This window comes from Actinoplanes sp. NPDC051343, assembly GCF_044455125.1.
GTDB lineage: Bacteria > Actinomycetota > Actinomycetes > Mycobacteriales > Micromonosporaceae > Actinoplanes.
Map to the genome: position 1 here is coordinate 130,948 of NZ_JBITEL010000011.1, position 17,092 is coordinate 148,039.

Genomic DNA, 17,092 nt, shown 5'->3' on the forward strand with positions numbered 1-17,092 from the left:
TCGAGCGGGGGTTGACGGTGACCGAATCGGACGGGTGGGTGCCGGAGGGCGTCGACATCACGGTGCCCAACGCGGCCCGGATCTACGACTATGCGCTGGGCGGCGTGCACAACTTCGCGGTGGACCGGGAATTCTGGGACAACGCGCTGCAGGTCTTCCCGAACGCGGGGCTGGTGGGCCGGGCCAACCGGGCGTTCCTCGGCCGGGCCGTGCGGCGGCTGGCGCAGCAGGGCATCCGGCAGTTCCTCGACATCGGCTCGGGCATCCCGACCGTCGGCAACGTGCACGAGATGGCCCAGGGCGTCGACCCGACGGCCAGAATCATGTACGTCGACATCGACCCGATCGCGGTCGAGCAGAGCCGCAGCCTGCTGGCCGGCAACCCGCGGGCCCGGGCGGTGCGGGGCGACCTGCGCGACCCCGAGAGCATCCTGTTCCACCCGGAGGTGCTCGACTTCCTCGACTTCGCCGAGCCGGTGGCCGTGCTCATGGTGGCGGTGCTGCATTTCCTGCCCGACAGCGACGACCCCGGCTCGATCGTCAAGCGGGTCGGCGACACGCTCGCCCGGGGCAGCCACCTCGTGGTTTCGCACGCCGGACCGGAACGGACACCGGAGAGCCAGGCCGGCCTGAAGGCCGCCATCAAGCTGTACGAGAAGACGCCCACCCCGGTCGTCATGCGTACGCCGGAGGAGCTGGCGGCTCTGGTGGAGACCGGGTTCGAGCTGGTCCCGCCGGGCGTCGTCATCGCGAACGAGTGGCACCCCGACCCGGAGGAGGACGAGGTGCCACTGCAGCCGACGGCGCTGGTGGCGGTCGGCCGTAAGCCTTAGAACGTCACGATCGTCGCGCTGCCGGAGGGGACGTCGAGCGAGAGCGTCCCCTTCGAGACCCGGGCGGTGTCCGGCTTGCCGGGGGTGAGCCTGCCGCTGCCGTCGACGGTGGATCCCTGAATCGTCGTCGCGGTGCCGCTCAGGGCATCGCCGGTCATGTGCAGCACCTTCGCGGTCCCGCTGCCTTTGCCGACGCTGAGCGTCACATGGACCGGGGCGTTTGTGGTCGCGTCCTTCTGCACCAGGGCGATCCGGGTGTGCCCGTCGTTGCCGGCGACGGCGTACGCGGAAAGGTTGGTCTGAGACGAGACCGTGACCGGAAGGAAGCGACCCGGACCCATCTGGCGGGCCATCCAGATGCCGTAGTAGATCGGCATCACCCGGTAGACCTGGGCCAGTTCGTAGGCGGTGTTCGAGGCGCAGATCGGCGTGTAGCGCTGGAACTTGCCGTTCCAGATCGGGTCGTTGCAGACGCCGAGCCCGCCGTGGATGTTGACCCCTTCGAGCCCGGCCTGCGCCATCGACAGCCCGTAGTCGACCACCCAGAGCGCCGACGCGTAGACGTTGCTGACCCCGTCGACGCCGCCGCTGTAGGCCGAGTTCGCCTCGTCCACCCGCATCGGCAGGCCGGCCGCCTTCGCCGCGGCCAGATTGCTCGCCACCGAGCCGAGCTGGCTCGTGATCTGCCCGGGCGCCAGCATCTTGTCGATCGTGATGTCGGGGCCGGACGCGTACTGGTGGACGGTCAGCATGTTCATCCGGCTGCCCTCGTCGGCCGCGAGCGAGGCGGCCCACGACGAGGACGTGCCGGCGGTGTCGGGGCCGGCGATCCGGCCGTTGCCGACCACATCGGCGCAGGCGGCCCAGCGCGGGTGGTACTGCGCGTAGTCGAAGCCCTGCGGCGCCATACCCTTGCCGGACCACTGGTCGGGCTCGTTGCCGCACTCGATCGAGTTCAGCTTCGGTCCGAGCACCTTCTGCAGGGTGCGGGCCTGGTCCCGGCCGAGTGCCGGATCCCAGCGGCCGACGTTGATGCCGACCTCGGCCCGCCAGCTGGTGGCGTCGAGGAAGCCCTTGAGCCGCTTGATGTCGTTGGGCGTGACAAGGTCCTGCACCCAGTCCGGCTTCGGGTCGGGCGGCTGCTGCCCGGCGGGCACCCAGAGGGTGTCGCGGTCGAGCGTGTTGCCGCCGATCCGCACATTGCTCGCGCCGAGCGTCCTGAACAGCTGGACCATGTTGCCCTTGCTCGCATCGAGGTTGCCGATGCCGAGCTCACGTTCCTCGAACGACAGCCCGACCGCGTCGGCCGCCAGCCGGCTGCCGGGGTGCGCCGCGTCGATGCTCACTGTTGCGGTGCCGGTGTTGGCCGCGCTGGCCTGCGCGCCCGAGGCGAGCACGATGAATCCCGCGGCGAACAGCGCCGCTGCTTTCCGATACACGATGACTCCTTAACCGAACGCTTCGGCGAGAGTGGCGAACAGTTCCTGACGCCAGGCGGGAACAAGACCCAGGTGGTAGAGGCTCAGCCGGCCGGCGCCGGCGTCGCGCAGCCGCCGGACGTGGGCCGGGAGGTCGGACGGCTGGGCGGGTGACAGCAGAGTGACGTACGCGTCGACCGGCAGTCCCGTGGTCGACGCCTGCCGGACCGCTTCGACGCTGCCCTCGTTCAGCGGCCAGCAGGGCACCAGGAGCGCGTCGACGTCGTCCTCGGCGGTCGGGGTCAGGCCGGGCGACGGGCCGGTGGCCCACGGGTCGGGCTGGGCGTGCAGGGTCACCGGCAGCCGCCGCGGCAGCGCGGCCAGCACCTGGCGCCGCAGGAGATCGGTGTGGCGGTGCCGGATCGTCAGCAGGGTCGCAAGCACGGACGGCGACGCCTCGGCGGCCGGGTTGCGGACGGCCTCGCGGAGGACCGCCACCACCGACGGCGGGTCGAGGCCCTCCGCGGACCACGCGGACTGGCAGGCCGTGCAGCAGCAGATCGACAGCAGGGCGGCCACGGCCGGAGTCCACGCGCCGTCGGTCTTCTCGTGGTGGCCCAGGTGGGACAGGCCCAGCTGGCCGCAGCTCTCCAGCGAGACGCCGTCCAGCTCGACGTCGCGTACCGCCTCGGCGGCCAGCGTGGCCGCGTAGTCGCGCACCTCGGTGTGCGCCGGGCACAACGCGTACGGATAGACCTCGCCGAAGCAATTGACCACCGCGACGTCCGGTCGTCGCGTGCCCAGCCGGGTGTTGTGCGTCAGCACGATCCAGGCCGTCACCTTCTTCCCGGCCCGTTTCAGGATGGCCGCCGCGTCGCCGAAGGCGTCCGGCGAGGCCACCCAGTCCGGTTCGAGCGGGCGGAGGTCCTGGCCCTTCCAGGCCGCCGACCGGGTGGGCCGGTAGAGGGCGGCCCAGCGCGCCTCGACGATCTGGTGCTCGGGGTGCTGCGGGGTGGCGGCCCGGGTCGAGTGATAGCTCGCCGCGAGGGTGACCCGCTCCGGCGCGCGCTCGGCGAACCCGGGGTCGCCCACCACGTCCCACGGGTAGGCGTGCCCGCTCACCATCGCGGCCTCCGCTTCACGTACCCGGGCTCGACCCGTTGCCGATAGCCGGTGTCGTCGCGTTCCCGGATGCCGCAGCGCACCCAGTTCTCGTGGAGGCGGGCCAGCGCGTCCTCGTCGAGCGTCACCCCGAGCCCGGGGGTGTCCGGCACGCGCGCACCCCCCCCGGTGATCACCAGTGGGTCGGCGACGACGTCCACCCCGGACTGCCACGGCGTGTGGGTGTCGACGGCGTAGTCGAGGTTGGGGGTCGCGGCGGCCAGGTGGGTCATCGCGGCGAGGCTGATGCCGAGGTGGCTGTTGGAGTGCATGGACAGGCCGATTCCCCAGGTGCGGCAGATCGCGGCCAACTCGGCCGACGCGCGCAGGCCGCCCCAGTAGTGGTGGTCGGCGAGCACGATGCCGACCGAGCCGAGTTCCACCGCTTCCGGGAGATCGCCGAAGGCGACCACGCACATGTTGGTGGCCAGGGGCAGCGGCGACTTGGCCGCCACCTCGGCCATGCCGTGGCGGCCGCCGGTCGGGTCCTCGAGATATTCGAGGAGTCCGGCGGTCTCGGTCGCCACCCTGATCGACGTGCCGACGGTCCAGGCCGCGTTGGGATCGAGGCGCAGCGGATGGGAGGGGAACGCCTCGCGCAGCGCCCGGATCGCGGCGATCTCCTGGTCGGGCGGGAAGACGCCGCCCTTGAGCTTGATCGAGCCGAACCCGTACTCGGAGATCATCTTGCCGGCCTGGGCGACGATGCCCTCCTCGTCGAGGGCCGGTCCCCACTCATCGGGTGAGGCGTCGGGATGGCCGGCCCATTTGTAGAACAGGTAGGCCGAGAACGGGACGCGGTCGCGGACCTTGCCGCCGAGCAGGTCATGGATCGGGCGGCCGACGGCTTGCCCCTGAAGATCGAGAAGGGCGACCTCGAAGGGTGACACCACCCGAGCAAGCGTCTTCTCGGCCGTGGAGTCGCCCGTCAAGCCGTGTTTGTCCGGCGCGTCGGTGGCGCCGAGCACGACACCGATCCGCCGTCGCAACTCGGACAGGTCGTAGATGTCGAGCCCGCGCAGAGCGGCCGCGGCCGATTCCACCAGGGCGAGGTGCGGCGCATCCCCGTAGGTCTCCCCCAGACCGGTGCACGAATCGGCGAAGACCTGCACCACGGTCCGCAGCGCCCACGGCTCGTGCACCCCGGCCGAGTTCAGCAGAGGCGGATCGGGAAAGGCGATCGGCGTGACCACAACGTCGCGAATCTTCATCCCTTGACGGCTCCCGAGGTGAGGCCCCGCATGAACTGGCGTTGCAGCGCGAGGAAGGCGATGACCGACGGCAGCAGGGCCAGCAGTGCCGACGCGATCACGACACCGGTGCCGACGGTGTCATCCGCTCGAAGGCTGCGCAGCGCGAGGACGAGCGTGAACTTCGACGAGTCCGTGGCCACCAGCAGCGGCAGCACGTACTGGTCCCAGATCATGTTGAAGCCGAAGATGCCGATGACGCCGAGCGCAGGCCGGCACAGCGGCAGCACGACCGAGAAGAAGATCCGCAGGTCACCGGCGCCGTCGAGGCGGGCCGCCTCCTCCAGCTCGACCGGCACCTCCTTCATGAACTCGGTCATCACCAGGATCGAGAACGCCCACGCGCCGAGCGGCACGATCATGCCGGCCAGCGTGCCGATCAGGTTGATGTGAATGACCGGCACGTCGGCGAGCACCAGCGAGAGCGGGATCGCCAGGATCTCCTCGGGCAGCATCATGGTCGACAGAATCAGGAGAACGACGAGGCGCATTCCGGGGAATTGCTTGCGGGCCAGGGCGTACGCGGCCGAGATGCTCACCAGGATCTGCAGCAGCAACCCGCCACCCACCACGATCAGCGAGTTCGCGAGATAGCGCAGGACGCCCTGGTGGAACGCCTCGGTGAAGTTGTCGATCGTGAAGCCGTGCGGGACCAGCGAGAGCTTCGTCGGGTCGGTGATCTTGCCGAACGCGCTGACGAGCAGGGCGAGCAGCGGGCCGGCGAAAACGAAGACGACGACAACGTAAACGACCGTCTTCACGGCCGCGCCGAGCGGCCCGCGCACCCCGCCGAGGCCGAGGGCGGTGTCCATCCGCCGGTTCATCGGACCGCCCTCCGGCGCCGGTATTGCGTCAGAAGCGTCAGCACGACGGTCGCGACCAGCAGGAGCATGGCACCGGCCGAGGCGACGCCGAGCTCGTTGCGTTCCAGGCCGAGCTTGTAGACCAACGTCATGACGACCTCGGTCGAGCCGTTCGGGCCGCCGTTGGTGAGCAGGTAGATCTCGGTGAAGACGCGCAGCCCGCGGATTGCCGCCAACGTGAGCACGATCCCGAACACCGGGCGCAGCGCGGGGAAGGTGACGCTGGTCAGCCGCTGCCGGATGGACGCGCCGTCGACCTCGGCCGCCTCGTAGAGCGTGCGGTCGACCCCGGCCAGCCCGGCCAGGAAAATCATCATGTCGTAGGGGGCGCTGCGCCAGATGCCGACGCCGAGCACGCTCAGCAACGCGGTGTGCGGCGAGTCGAGGTACTGCGACGGGCCCAGCCCGAGCCAGCCGATGACGGAGTTGAGCGCGCCGTCGGCCGCCGGGTAGTAGATGATCCGCCACAGAGCCGCGACCACGGCCATCGCGGTGACCGTGGGCAGGAAGACGGCCGTCCGGACGATCCACAGGTGACGCGCCGTGCCCTCGAGCAGCAGGGCCAGGATCAGGCCGACCAGCATCGAGCCACCGGTCTGCGCGACCGCGATCACCGCGGTGTGCCAGCAGGCGGACAGGAATGAGCCGTCCGTAAGAACGGAGCGGTAGTTGTCCAGGCCGACCCACTGGTCGCCGAGGTAGGGGCGGACGTTCTTGAAGCTCATGCTGATCGCCCGGATCATCGGCACGAACTTGAAGACCGCGAACAGGATCAGCGCCGGCGCCAGGAACAGCCAGGCCGAGTAGTGGCGGCGTACCGAAGAAAAATGCGGCCGCGCCGGCCTTCCGGACGCCGGGGCGTCCGAAGTGGCCGGCGCGGTCGACGTCAGCGTCATTACGCCTTCGCCCCTTGCTTGGAAAGCTCGTCGTTGAAGGTGCCGGCGAGCTTGTCGAGCTGCGACTTCACGTCCAGGGAGCAGTTGGACGCGATCGCGTTCAGGGTGTCGGCCGAGTCCTGGCGGAACGGCGCCCAGTCCGGCACGGCCGGTGCATAGTGTGCGTGCTGCTGGAGCAGCTGACCGTAGAGCGTCCAGCGCGGGTCGTGCCGTACGTCATCGGTGTTGACCTTGCTGTTGACCGGCGACCGGACCACGTTGCCGTCGGTGGTGCCCGCCATGCCGATCGTCTGGCCCTCGACCGAGGTCGCGAACTCGGCGAACTTCAGCTGCCCGGCCGGGTTCTTCGAGCCGGCCATCAGATAGACGTTCTCGCCCTCGCCGAGCGTGGCCGGCGACGTGCCCTGCGGTCCGGCCGGCAGGGCGACCACCTCGTACTTGTCCTTGCCCAAATTCTTGTCGAAGCGGGCCATGTTGTAGGGCCCGGTCAGATAGATGCCGCCCTTGCCCGACTCGAACAGCGGGTGCGCGTCGGTCGTCTGCGCGGTGATCGAGCCCGGCACCACGGTCTTGTCGGTGCAGAACTGTTTCTTCAGCTCGTCGACCGCGGCCACCGACTGCGGACTGTTGATCGCCGGCGTGTACGCCCCGGGCTTGCCGCTGAGGAAGTCGCCGCCGTTGGACCACAGCCAGGTCGAGAAGTACCACGACATGTACCCGCGCTTGGTCGAGCCGGGGATGACGTAGCCGTACGTGTCGGCCTTGCCGTCGCCGTCCGGATCCTTGGTCGTGAACGCCTTGGCCAGCGCGTCGAGATCGGCCCAGCTTTGGGGTTCGGGCAGGCCGACCCTGGTGCGCCAGTCCTTGCGGATCAGCAGGGCGTACGACTGCTGCGAGAACGGTACGCCGTAGATCTTGCCGTCCGAGGCGGTCGCCGCCTGCCACGACGACGCGGTCAGGTCGGCCGCGCCGGTGAAGGTGCTCTTGTCGACCGGCGTGACGATGCCCTGCTTCACCAGCGTGCCGACCTGGTCGGTGTCGTTGATGACGATGTCGGGCAGGTGCTTCTGGGCCGCCGCCTGCTGCAGCTTGGTCTCGAAGTCGTCGAACAGCGCGGTGACCTTGGCCGGGATGCCGGTCTCGGCGGTGAACTTCGCGGCCAGCTGGACGTCGGTCTTCTCGGTGTTCGACCCGGGGGGCTTACGCACCCAGATCTGAAGCTCGGCCCTGGCGTCGGCCTTCGGCTTGTCGCTGCCGCACGCCACCAGGCCGCCGGCCGCGACGACGGCGGCCACCGCCACCGCGAGCGCTCTCCTCCCAGCCACGTGCCTGCCTCCCGTCTAAGTATGTGGACGTAATTTGCGTTTGTGGAACCTGAGTACGCACAAGCTAACCGCCGGTATGATGACCGTCAACAGTCCCGAAACAATCGACCACGATGGTTGGGATCCATGTCTGAGGTATCACTGGCCGTAAATGACGTGTCCCCGGTCAAGTCGGCCGAGCGCACCGTGAAGATCCTGGAGACGCTGGCCGCCTCACCGACCCGGCTCACCCTGTCCGAGCTGCAGGAGCGCATGGGCTACCCGCGCTCCAGCCTGCACGCGCTGGTCCGCACGCTGCGCGAGCTCAAATGGGTCGAGGCCGACGAGAGCGGCTCGGCCTTCGGCGTCGGACCGCACGCGCTGCTCTCGGGCACGGCCTACCTCGACCGCGACCCGGCGCTGCGCTTCGCCTACGAGACCCTCGAGGACCTGCGCAGCGAGATCGGCTACACGATCCACTACGCCCGCCGCGACGAGGCCCACGTTCTCTACCTGGCGAGCCGCGAGTCGCGCGACACGGTCCGGCTGGTCCAGCGGGTCGGCCGCCGCCTGCCCGCCAATGTGACAGCGCTTGGCCAGGCCCTGCTGGCCGACCTGACCGAGGCCGAGATCGACGCCCTGCTCCCGGCCGACCTCGAGGGGCTGACACCGCACAGCATCACGGATCGCTCGGCGCTGCACGCCGAGCTTGATGCCGTACGCAAGAGGGGCTGGGCCTTCGAGCGCGAGCAGAACACCGAGGGCGTCGCGTGCGTGGCCGTGGCCGTGGGTTACCGCATCCCGGCCTCGGACGCGATCTCCTGCTCGATGCCGGCCCACCTGGCCACCGGCGACCACGTCGAGCAGGTCGTGGCAGCGGTCACCAAACACACCGAGGCCCTGGCCCGAACCCTCCGCCGCGACGGCATCCGCTAGTCCGCCCGGACTTTCCGGCGCCGGCGGACGCCGCGGGCGAGGACGCGCCCGCCGACCCTGGTGCGATTCAGCCGGCGCGACGCGGCCAGGGCACTCTCGCCGGTGGAGAGCAGGTCCTGCAGGGCCGCGTGCCGAAACTGGTAGACCGTTCCGGCCTGCCGCAGCACCTGACGCTCCGAGGCGATCCGCAGCAGCGACATGAAGCGGACCGACCGGCCGCGCAACGCCGATCGCATCTCGGCGACGGCCAGGGCATAGGCCGGCCCATGCCCGATCACGAGCCCGGACGCCAAGGCGGCCATCAGCCCGAACGGCGCACCGCACGCGGCCCCGGTCATGAGCCCGATGACCATGCCGCCGGCCACTCCGAACACAATGCTGCGGCGACGATCAACGCGGTGGGAGTGGGCCGGGTTGACGGCGTCCGCGGTCGGCACGGGCTTGCGCCAGAGGTTCAAGACCAACGTGAGCCCGACCACCAGCGTGCCCAGGAGCCCGAACGCAGCTCCGATCCGGAAACCGAACAGGAGGCCCTGCACGAGTCCGTCCGAAGGCCCGTCCGCAGACGCGATCACGAGCCCGATCACGAGCCCGCCCAGTAGTCCCATCGCGAGTCCGCTCACGAGACCGCTCGTGAGAGCGATGCGCACGATCGTGTGAAATTCCGGGCGCGTCGGCCGGCGCACCGTGACCGTCTGGGGTTCGTTTCCTCGCCGGCCGGCCAGCCCGCCGGCGAGCCGGCCGGCCAGGGAACCGACGAGAACGCAGACGACCGCGACCACCAGCCCGAACATCGGTCCGTTCAGGTGTTCCGACGCAACGGCGCCCAGGTAAGTGCCGACAACCGTCCCGACCAGCCCGACGGCGACACCGCCGGCGAGTGCCCGCCGGGTCGGCCGGCACGCGGTCATCGCTTGCGGCTCGCTCCCTCGCCGCCCCGCGAACGCGACCGCGAACGTGAAGGCGGTTCCGCCGACGAGACCGCTCTCGAGCCCGGCCGACAGGCCGCCCGCGAGGCCGCCGACCAATCCGCTCGCGAAGCAGAGCACTGTCTCCGGCACACGGCGAACATGCGGCATCCAGGCCGGGAGCTCCCACCAGTAGATGTCCCGGTTGTGAGCCATGCGGGCAGCGATCCAGGTCAGCCAGTAAACGGCGTATGCGTGCTCGTCGGGGTCGGGGTAGGCGAGGGTGAGCACGCGGATCAGCAGATGCCGTCGCAAGGCCTGCGGGTTGGGGTAGTGAAGCAGGTCGGTGGGAGTGGCCTCAGTGGTGGTGTAGGTGTCCCGGGCCAGATTCAGGGCGAGAGGGTCGCGCAGAGTCCGTGCGGCCACGCTCTCGGGGTGCTGCCGGAGATGGTCGGTGACCTTCTCCCACGCTTCGCGGCGGGCACCGACCTGCTGGTTGAGCAGGAACGTGCAGGCGTCCTCGATGTCGACGGGCAGCAGGTCGACGACCGCGGCGTTCCACAGACGGTGCGAACCGGTCGCCGCCCGGTATTCGCCGGGCCGGCTCGTCAGCACGATCGGCAGTCCCAGCGCGGCCTCGTCGATCGCGTGCAGCGCCGGGCCGCGCAGGTCTTCGGGCAGCTCGTCCAGGCCGTCCAGGAACAACGCGATCCGGCCGGTGCGCAGCAGTGTCGCGGCGGTGTCCCGGCCGGCATAGCCGGCCAGACCGGGAAAATCGCGGTTGAGCACCGTCGCGATCCAGTCCGGCAGTGCCACCTCCGGCTTCCAGCTGCCCATGGTCAGCCACATCGGAACCGGTTCGGCGTCCCCCGCCGATCGATGGGACAACACGTCGATCAACAGCAGCAGCATCGCCGTGGTCTTACCCGCTCCGGGGCCGCCCAGGATCACCACCCGGCCCGGCGCCGGCAACCCCGTATACAGCTCGCGAAGCCTCGTCACCTCGCCCTGGGTGAGCAGCGCCGGCCGGCCCTGACCAGTGATCAGTTCGGCCGCCGGTGCCGCCACCTCCGAGCCGGCCCAGCGCCACGCCACCAGAGCCGGCGCCGGCGTCGTGACCCGGCGGGCTTTGGCTTGTTTCCGCCACACCGACAAGGTCTCGCGGGCCAGATATTCGGCGGCCCGGCCCAGACGCCCGTCGGCGGTCTCCGCCGACGGGAGACGTTTCGGCCACAGAGCCGCCACGGCCAGCATCAACGCGGCCACGCCGGCCAGGCCGCCGATGACGTTCGCGCTGCCGACCAGGTCCTTGCCGCAGTACATCCACCCCACTGCCGCGGCGCATGCGGCCAGCGCCACCACGATCAACAGTTTTCGCACCGACGAGGTCACAGCTGTCCATTATGACCCAGATTGCGGGGCAGCTAGCCCATGCGCTGGGAGAGCGGCCAGTCGCACCACCAGCCGCCGACGCGGTTGAGTTCGGGGTCGTTCCGGAAGTCGGGCTCGCCCAGCTCGGCGATGCGCTCGGCGGCGAAGATCTCGGCGTCGTCCTTCGGGTAGTAGCCGATCGCCTCGCCCTCGGCCAGCGACCACCAGCGGCGGGTGTTGCGGCTGACGCCCCACACCAGGCGGAAACCCGGGCTGGGCGCCGACAGGCACGCCTCGACCAGGCGAGCGCCGTCGTCCGGGGAGAGCCAGGTGGCCAGGCCGCGGTTGGCCGGCGGGACCGGGAACCACAGGCCGACCCGGACACAGATGATGTCGAGGCCGAAACGGTCGACGTAGAGCCTGGCCAGCGCCTCGATGGAGGCCTTGCTCCAGCCGTACAGGGTGTCGGGGCGCGGCGGCAGGTCGGCGGGCAGGCCGTCCGGGTAGCGGGCGTCGTCACGGGCGTGGAAGCCGGCGGCGTGGGTCGACGACGCGATCATCACCCGGGTGATGCCGTGCTTGCGGGCCGCCTCGAGCAGGTTGTACGTGCCGAGGGCGTTGGCGCGCAGCACCTCGCCGGCGTCGGCCTCCTTGCTCTGGCCGCCCAGGTGCACGATCGCGTCGACGCCCTCGCATGCGGCGAGCACCGCGTCGTGGTCGGCGAGGGACGCCAGCACCACCTCTTCCGGACCCGTGCCGTCGAGGCCGGACGGCCGCACCACGTCGAACAGGCGCAGTGTGCGCCCTTCGGCGGCCAGCCGCGGCCGCAACGACGTGGCGACCTTGCCCGCCCCGCCGGTGATGAGAATGCGCTGCGCCATCGATGCCTCCCGATGCTCGGACCCGACGGGCAGCGAGCATAGCAGGGATCCGCGTACGTAACAGTCGTCCACATACTTGGACTTGACCGACGACGCCGCTCTCCCCTAGCGTGAATCGAATCCATCATCAAGACTAGATCCACATATCTGGACGGGGTGCTCATGCGGAGGATCGGGTTCATCGGGCTCGGCGTGATGGGTGCGCCGATGGCGGAGCGCCTGATCAAGGCCGGCTTCGAGGTCACCGGCCACACGCGCCGGCCGGCCGGGCTCGACCGGCTGGCCGCGGCGGGCGGGCACCCGGCGAGCAGCATCGCCGAGGCGGTCCACGGCGCCGACGCCGTGATCACGATGCTGCCCGACTCCCCGGACGTGGCCGAGGTGGCGCTCGGGGCGGACGGCGTGCTCGCCAACGCGACCGCCGGCACCATCCTGATCGACATGAGCACCATCCGCCCGCAGACCGCGCAGGAGATCGCGGCGGCCGCGGCCGAGCTGCAGGTCGACGCGCTGGACGCGCCCGTCTCGGGCGGCGAGCAGGGCGCGATCGAGGGTGTCCTCTCGATCATGGTCGGCGGTCCGGCGGCGGCCGTCACCCGGGCCCGGCCGCTGCTCGAGCACCTCGGCACCACGATCGTGCACGTCGGACCGGCCGGTTCGGGCCAGCTCGTCAAGGCGGCCAACCAGCTGGTCGTGGCCGGCACGATCGAGCTCGTCGCCGAGGCGATCGTGCTGCTCGAGGCCAGCGGCGTCGACCCGGAAGCCGGGCTGCGGGTGCTCGGCGGCGGGCTGGCCGGCAGCACCGTGCTCGACCGGAAAGGCGCGGCGATGCTCGAGCGGCGGTTCACCCCGGGCTTCCGGGTCGACCTCCATCACAAAGACCTCGGCATCATGCTCGACGCCGCCCGGGCGAGCGGCACGATCGTCCCGCTCGGTGCGGTGGTCGCCCAGCTCATGGCGGCCCTGCGAGCACAGGGCGACGGCGGGCTCGACCACGGGGCACTGCTCCGAGGGGTGGAACGGCTGTCCGGAAAGGTGGACGCCCGATGAACATCCGCGACCGGCTTTCCGCCGGAGAAACCCTTTTCGGTACGTTCCTCGGGCTCGGTTCGTCACTGGCCGCCGAGGCGTGCGCGGTCGCCGGCTTCGACTGGCTGCTGGTCGATCTCGAACACGGCGGCGGCGACGAGCGCGCACTGCTCCAGCAGCAACTGGCGGCCGAGGCGCGCCGGGTGCCGATGCTCGCGCGGGTCGAGTCGGCCGAGCGCATCCGCACCGGGCGCCTGCTCGACACCGGGGTCGCCGGCATCATGTTCCCGCGGCTGGAGTCGGTCGAGGAGGTCCGGGCGGCGGTCCGGCACCTGCGTTACCCGCCCGAGGGCGATCGCGGCGTCGCCACCTACAACCGGGTGTACGACTTCGGGCTGCGCCCCGAGCGCCTGGCCACCGCCAACGACGGCATCGCCGGAGTCGTGCAGATCGAGAGCCGGCGCGCGGCCGACGTGGTGGCCGGGATCGCCGCCGTGCCCGGGGTCGACGTGCTGTTCGTCGGGCCCCGCGACCTGTCGACCGATCTCGGGTGCCCGGGACGCTTCGATCATCCGGACTTCGTGGCCGCGCTCGACCAGGTGCTCGCCGCGGCCAAGGATGCGGGCATCGCGGCCGGGATCCTGGCCGGCGACGCTGTACAGGCCGCGGCCTACCGTGACCTGGGCTTCCGCTTCGTCGGCGTGGGCTCGGACGCCTCGCTCCTGGCCCGGGCGGCGGCCGATGCGGTGACACGACTCCGCTGAGAGCGACGTCCGTGACCTGGGGTGTGTCTGTTACTCCTATGATCAGCCGGTGACAGGGCACGCCCCCCAAGGGGCAAAACTCGCGGTGGTGGTGGGCGCGCTCGGCGTCGTCTTCGGCGACATCGGCACCAGCCCGATCTACACGCTGCAGACGGTGTTCAGCCCGGCGGATCCGCATCCGGTGCCGGTCAACGCCGACAACGTGTACGGCGTCGTCTCGCTGATCTTCTGGTCGGTGATGATCGTCGTTACCGGCACCTACGTCCTGCTCATCACCCGCCTCGACAACGAGGGCGAGGGCGGCATCATGGCCCTCATCACGCTGCTGCGCCGGTCCGGCGCGCGGAACGGCAAACTCGCCCTGATCATGGCCGGACTGGGCATCTTCGGTGCCTCGCTGTTCCTCGGCGACAGCATGATCACACCGGCCATCTCGGTGCTCTCCGCGATCGAGGGCGTGAAGGTCGTCGCGCCGAGGCTGGGCGAACTCGTCGTCCCGATCACCGCCGTCATCATCATCTGGCTGTTCCTGGTCCAGCGCCGGGGCACCGCCGCGGTCGGCCGGCTGTTCGGGCCCGTCATGATCGTGTGGTTCGCCAGCATCGGGGCGGCCGGGATCGGCGGCATCCTGAAGCACCCGGCCATCCTCAAGGCGCTGTCCCCGACATACGCGGTCGGCTTCCTGGTCGGACACTTCGACATCGCGTTCTTCGCCCTCGCCGCCGTCGTCCTGTCGATCACCGGCGCCGAGGCCCTGTACGCCGACATGGGCCACTTCGGCCGCAGGGCGATCGTCCGCGGCTGGCTGCTCCTGGTCCTGCCGGCCTGCACGCTCAGCTACTTCGGGCAGGGCGCGATCGTGCTGCAGGACCCGGCCAAGCTGAGCAGCCCGTTCTTCCTGCTGCTGCCCGCCTGGGGCCGGCTGCCGATGGTCTTCCTGGCCACCGCCGCGACGGTCATCGCGGCCCAGGCGGTCATCACCGGCGCCTACTCGGTGACGGCGCAGGCGGCCCAGCTCGGCTACCTGCCCCGCCTGCGCGTGCAGCACACGTCCGAGGCGACGATGGGCCAGATCTACGTACCGTGGATCAACTGGCTGCTGCTCGTCTCGGTGCTCACGCTGGTGTTCGCGTTCCGCACCTCGGCCGCGCTGGCCGCCGCGTACGGCATGGCGGTGACCGGCACGATCACCATCGCCACCCTGCTGTTCTTCTTCGTCGCCCGCCAGCGCTGGCACACCCCGAAGTGGGTGCTGATCGCCGGCGCGACCCCGCTGCTGCTGGTCGACCTGATCTTCCTGGCCGCCAACCTGACGAAGCTGGTACACGGCGGCTGGCTGCCGCTGCTGATCGGCCTCACCGCGTTCACGGTCATGATCACGTGGCAGCGCGGCCGGGCGATCGTCACCGCCGAGCGCAAGAAGCGCGAGGGTTCGCTGCGCGAGTTCATCGAGGAGCTGCGCGACAACCCGTCGGCGACGGTCCGGGTGCCGGGCACCGCGGTCTTCCTCAACCGGGGCAAGGAGACGGCGCCGCTGGCCATGCGGGCCAACGTCGAACACAATCACGTACGCCACGAGCACGTGCTGATCATCGCGATCCAGACCGATCCGGTGCCCCGGGTGCCGTCCGACGAGCGCATCGTGGCCGACGACCTCGGCTACGCCGACGACGGGATCAGCCACGTGACGGTCCGCTTCGGCTACATCGAAACGCCGAACCTGCCCGCGGTGCTGCGCGCCCTCGACCCCGGCTCGACCGAGGGCCGCCTCGACCTGGAACACGCCTCATACTTCCTGTCCAAGATCGAACTACGCCGCGGCGAGGCCTCAACCATGGCCGACTGGCGCAAACGCCTGTTCATCGCCACCTCCCACATCACCGCCGACGCGGCCGAGCACTTCGGCCTGCCCCGCGAACGTACGGTCATCATGGGCTCGCACATCGAGGTCTGACCCGGGGACAGCGCGTTCGGCATAGCGCGTCCATTGCTTGAGCTTTGTCGAACCCGGCAGATTGGATTGTCCCCGGCACTGAACCGCGGTAGGGCAGCACCGACAACGGCCCACCTCGACCGCGAGGCCGCCCGTCGTCAACCTGCGCCCAGATCCCATCATCGTTCCACCGCCGCAATCGTTCGTGGCAGGTCTTCCACCGCCCACACCCTCTCGGCAGGTCCCGTGCGCAGCTTCCAGAGGCTCCCGTTGATCACCTGGCGGTGATTGCGCCACCGGCCGTTCCGGCAGCAGCAGTTCGGTCACGGCCCGCGCCTTGTCCGTCAATTCACCCCGCCGACCACTCCGGGACATCGACCAGAACTCATCGTCCGGACTTGGCCTAGCCGGTTCGGCGGCGGGCCCGGGACGCCCGCAGATTGCTGACGTTGCCGCAGGTCTTGGTGTCGTGCCAGACGCGGGAGCGGTTGGGCGAGGTGTCGTAGAAGCACACCCCGCAGGCCAGGTTGGCGCAGGTCTTGAGGTGGGGCCAGGTGCCGCGGGCCTGAGCGAGGAGGATCTCGGCGGCAACGAGTTCGGCGATCGCCCGGCCGTCCTCACCGGCCGGCCGGTATTGCATTTGGCCGTCGGGGCCGGCCTTCAGTTTCAGTTCGCCGCTGTAACCGAACCCAGCCGTCGGCTCACCTTCGCTCGGATCGGCCCCAGCCCGCTCGGCATCCGGCCCGTCGGCCCCAGCCCGCTCGGCATCCGGCCCGTCGGCCCCAGCCCGCTCGGCGCCCGGCCCGTCGGGCCCAGGGCGACGCGCTGGCCGATTGGCTTGCGACCTTCGGCGTACGCCTGAAGGCCGTCTACCTGACGCACGGGCACGCCGATCACTGGCTCGCCACGGTCCGGCTGCTGGAGCGGTTCCCGTCGGCGCGCGGCCACGCCACCCCGGCGACCGCCGCCCGCATTTCGGCGCGGGCTCCCCCGGCCCGCTCTGGGCGGCCCTGTTCCCGGGTCAGCTTCCGGCATCGCCGCTCGACTTCGAGATCGACCCGGACCCGTTCACCATCGACGGCTCACCGGTCGTCCCGATCGAGGTCGGTCACAGCGACACCGGCGACATCAGCGTCCTGCACGTGCCCGAACTCGGCCTGGTCGTGGCCGGCGACGTCGTCTGCAACAACGTCCACCTCTACCTGGCCGACGCCGCGGACGGTGGTGCCGCCGCCTGGCGCGACGCCCTCGACCGCGTCGCCGCCCTCCACCCCCGCCACGTCGTGGCCGGCCACAAGGACGCCACCCGCCCCGACGACCCGGCCGACATCGACGAGACCCGCCGCTACCTCGACGAGGCCATGCGGATTCTCGAGTCGTCCGGGACCCGGTTCGAGTTCTTCACCCGCATGGTGGAGCGCTTCCCCGGCCGCGTGAACCCCACGACGACGTGGCTCTCCTCGTTGCGCCTCCGGCCCACTCAGGACGTCGCGGCGTCGTAGCGTGTTCCGCGTCCGGCCGATGCCGGATGGACTCACGGCCCAG

The 17,092-nt window shown here is 70.4% G+C and carries 15 protein-coding genes and 1 pseudogene; 6 read left to right on the forward strand and 10 right to left on the reverse strand.

Annotated elements, in window-relative coordinates:
- Positions 1–17 precede the first annotated feature (17 nt).
- On the forward strand, positions 18–833 hold the full coding sequence (locus ACIA5C_RS32750) for an SAM-dependent methyltransferase (RefSeq protein WP_396061892.1): 816 nt from the start codon (positions 18–20) through the stop codon (positions 831–833).
- On the opposite strand, the gene ACIA5C_RS32755 is transcribed toward ACIA5C_RS32750, so the two are convergent.
- Genes ACIA5C_RS32755 through ACIA5C_RS32780 form a run of 6 tightly spaced genes read right to left on the reverse strand, consistent with a single transcriptional unit; the run spans position 830 to position 7,746 of the window.
- The gene (locus ACIA5C_RS32755) at positions 830–2,272 is read right to left on the reverse strand and encodes a glycosyl hydrolase family 79 C-terminal domain-containing protein (RefSeq protein WP_396061894.1); all 1,443 of its coding nucleotides are present in this window, start codon (positions 2,270–2,272) and stop codon (positions 830–832) included. The two genes, ACIA5C_RS32750 and ACIA5C_RS32755, sit on opposite strands and share 4 nt — an antisense overlap.
- Positions 2,273–2,281: 9 nt before the next feature.
- On the reverse strand, positions 2,282–3,376 hold the full coding sequence (locus ACIA5C_RS32760; RefSeq protein ID WP_396061896.1) for a hypothetical protein: 1,095 nt from the start codon (positions 3,374–3,376) through the stop codon (positions 2,282–2,284).
- Complete coding sequence (locus tag ACIA5C_RS32765) at positions 3,370–4,623, reverse strand: glucarate dehydratase family protein (protein WP_396061898.1); 1,254 nt, start codon at positions 4,621–4,623, stop codon at positions 3,370–3,372. The genes ACIA5C_RS32760 and ACIA5C_RS32765 overlap by 7 nt, the downstream gene beginning before the upstream one ends.
- Complete coding sequence (locus ACIA5C_RS32770) at positions 4,620–5,486, reverse strand: carbohydrate ABC transporter permease (protein WP_396061900.1); 867 nt, start codon at positions 5,484–5,486, stop codon at positions 4,620–4,622. The genes ACIA5C_RS32765 and ACIA5C_RS32770 overlap by 4 nt, the downstream gene beginning before the upstream one ends.
- On the reverse strand, positions 5,483–6,421 hold the full coding sequence (locus tag ACIA5C_RS32775) for a carbohydrate ABC transporter permease (RefSeq protein ID WP_396061902.1): 939 nt from the start codon (positions 6,419–6,421) through the stop codon (positions 5,483–5,485). Before ACIA5C_RS32775 ends, ACIA5C_RS32770 begins: the two co-directional genes overlap by 4 nt.
- The gene (locus tag ACIA5C_RS32780; RefSeq protein WP_396061904.1) at positions 6,421–7,746 is read right to left on the reverse strand and encodes an extracellular solute-binding protein; all 1,326 of its coding nucleotides are present in this window, start codon (positions 7,744–7,746) and stop codon (positions 6,421–6,423) included. Before ACIA5C_RS32780 ends, ACIA5C_RS32775 begins: the two co-directional genes overlap by 1 nt.
- 126 nt (positions 7,747–7,872) lie before the next feature.
- Between ACIA5C_RS32780 and ACIA5C_RS32785 the strand changes: the two genes are divergently transcribed.
- Positions 7,873–8,661 carry an IclR family transcriptional regulator gene (locus ACIA5C_RS32785; protein WP_396061906.1) on the forward strand — a complete coding sequence of 263 codons (789 nt, stop codon included), beginning with the start codon at positions 7,873–7,875 and terminating at the stop codon, positions 8,659–8,661.
- Here the strand turns inward: ACIA5C_RS32785 and ACIA5C_RS32790 are convergent.
- Entirely contained in the window at positions 8,658–10,961 is a 2,304-nt protein-coding gene (locus ACIA5C_RS32790; protein WP_396061908.1) for an NACHT domain-containing protein, read from the reverse strand. The two genes, ACIA5C_RS32785 and ACIA5C_RS32790, sit on opposite strands and share 4 nt — an antisense overlap.
- A gap of 32 nt (positions 10,962–10,993) precedes the next feature.
- Positions 10,994–11,821, reverse strand: a complete 828-nt coding sequence (locus ACIA5C_RS32795; RefSeq protein ID WP_396061910.1) for an NAD-dependent epimerase/dehydratase family protein — start codon at positions 11,819–11,821, stop codon at positions 10,994–10,996.
- A 162-nt stretch (positions 11,822–11,983) separates the two neighbouring features.
- Here ACIA5C_RS32795 and ACIA5C_RS32800 point away from each other — a divergent pair, with 162 nt between their 5' ends.
- Genes ACIA5C_RS32800 through ACIA5C_RS32810 form a run of 3 tightly spaced genes read left to right on the forward strand, consistent with a single transcriptional unit; the run spans position 11,984 to position 15,568 of the window.
- A complete protein-coding gene (locus tag ACIA5C_RS32800) occupies positions 11,984–12,871 on the forward strand; it encodes a 2-hydroxy-3-oxopropionate reductase (protein ID WP_396061912.1) in 888 nt (295 codons plus the stop codon).
- A complete protein-coding gene (locus ACIA5C_RS32805; RefSeq protein ID WP_396061914.1) occupies positions 12,868–13,614 on the forward strand; it encodes an HpcH/HpaI aldolase/citrate lyase family protein in 747 nt (248 codons plus the stop codon). The genes ACIA5C_RS32800 and ACIA5C_RS32805 overlap by 4 nt, the downstream gene beginning before the upstream one ends.
- A 49-nt stretch (positions 13,615–13,663) precedes the next feature.
- Positions 13,664–15,568 carry a potassium transporter Kup gene (locus ACIA5C_RS32810; protein ID WP_396061916.1) on the forward strand — a complete coding sequence of 635 codons (1,905 nt, stop codon included), beginning with the start codon at positions 13,664–13,666 and terminating at the stop codon, positions 15,566–15,568.
- Positions 15,569–15,692: 124 nt separating this feature from the next.
- On the opposite strand, the pseudogene ACIA5C_RS32815 reads toward ACIA5C_RS32810, so the two are convergent.
- Positions 15,693–15,922: pseudogene (locus tag ACIA5C_RS32815) on the reverse strand (transposase); the annotation flags it as partial.
- 28 nt (positions 15,923–15,950) lie between these two features.
- Positions 15,951–16,187 (reverse strand): CGNR zinc finger domain-containing protein, encoded by a 237-nt coding sequence (locus ACIA5C_RS32820; protein ID WP_396061918.1) that lies wholly within the window; start codon positions 16,185–16,187, stop codon positions 15,951–15,953.
- 193 nt (positions 16,188–16,380) lie between these two features.
- Between ACIA5C_RS32820 and ACIA5C_RS32825 the strand changes: the two genes are divergently transcribed.
- Positions 16,381–17,049 (forward strand): MBL fold metallo-hydrolase, encoded by a 669-nt coding sequence (locus ACIA5C_RS32825; protein ID WP_396062280.1) that lies wholly within the window; start codon positions 16,381–16,383, stop codon positions 17,047–17,049.
- Positions 17,050–17,092: the final 43 nt, after the last annotated feature.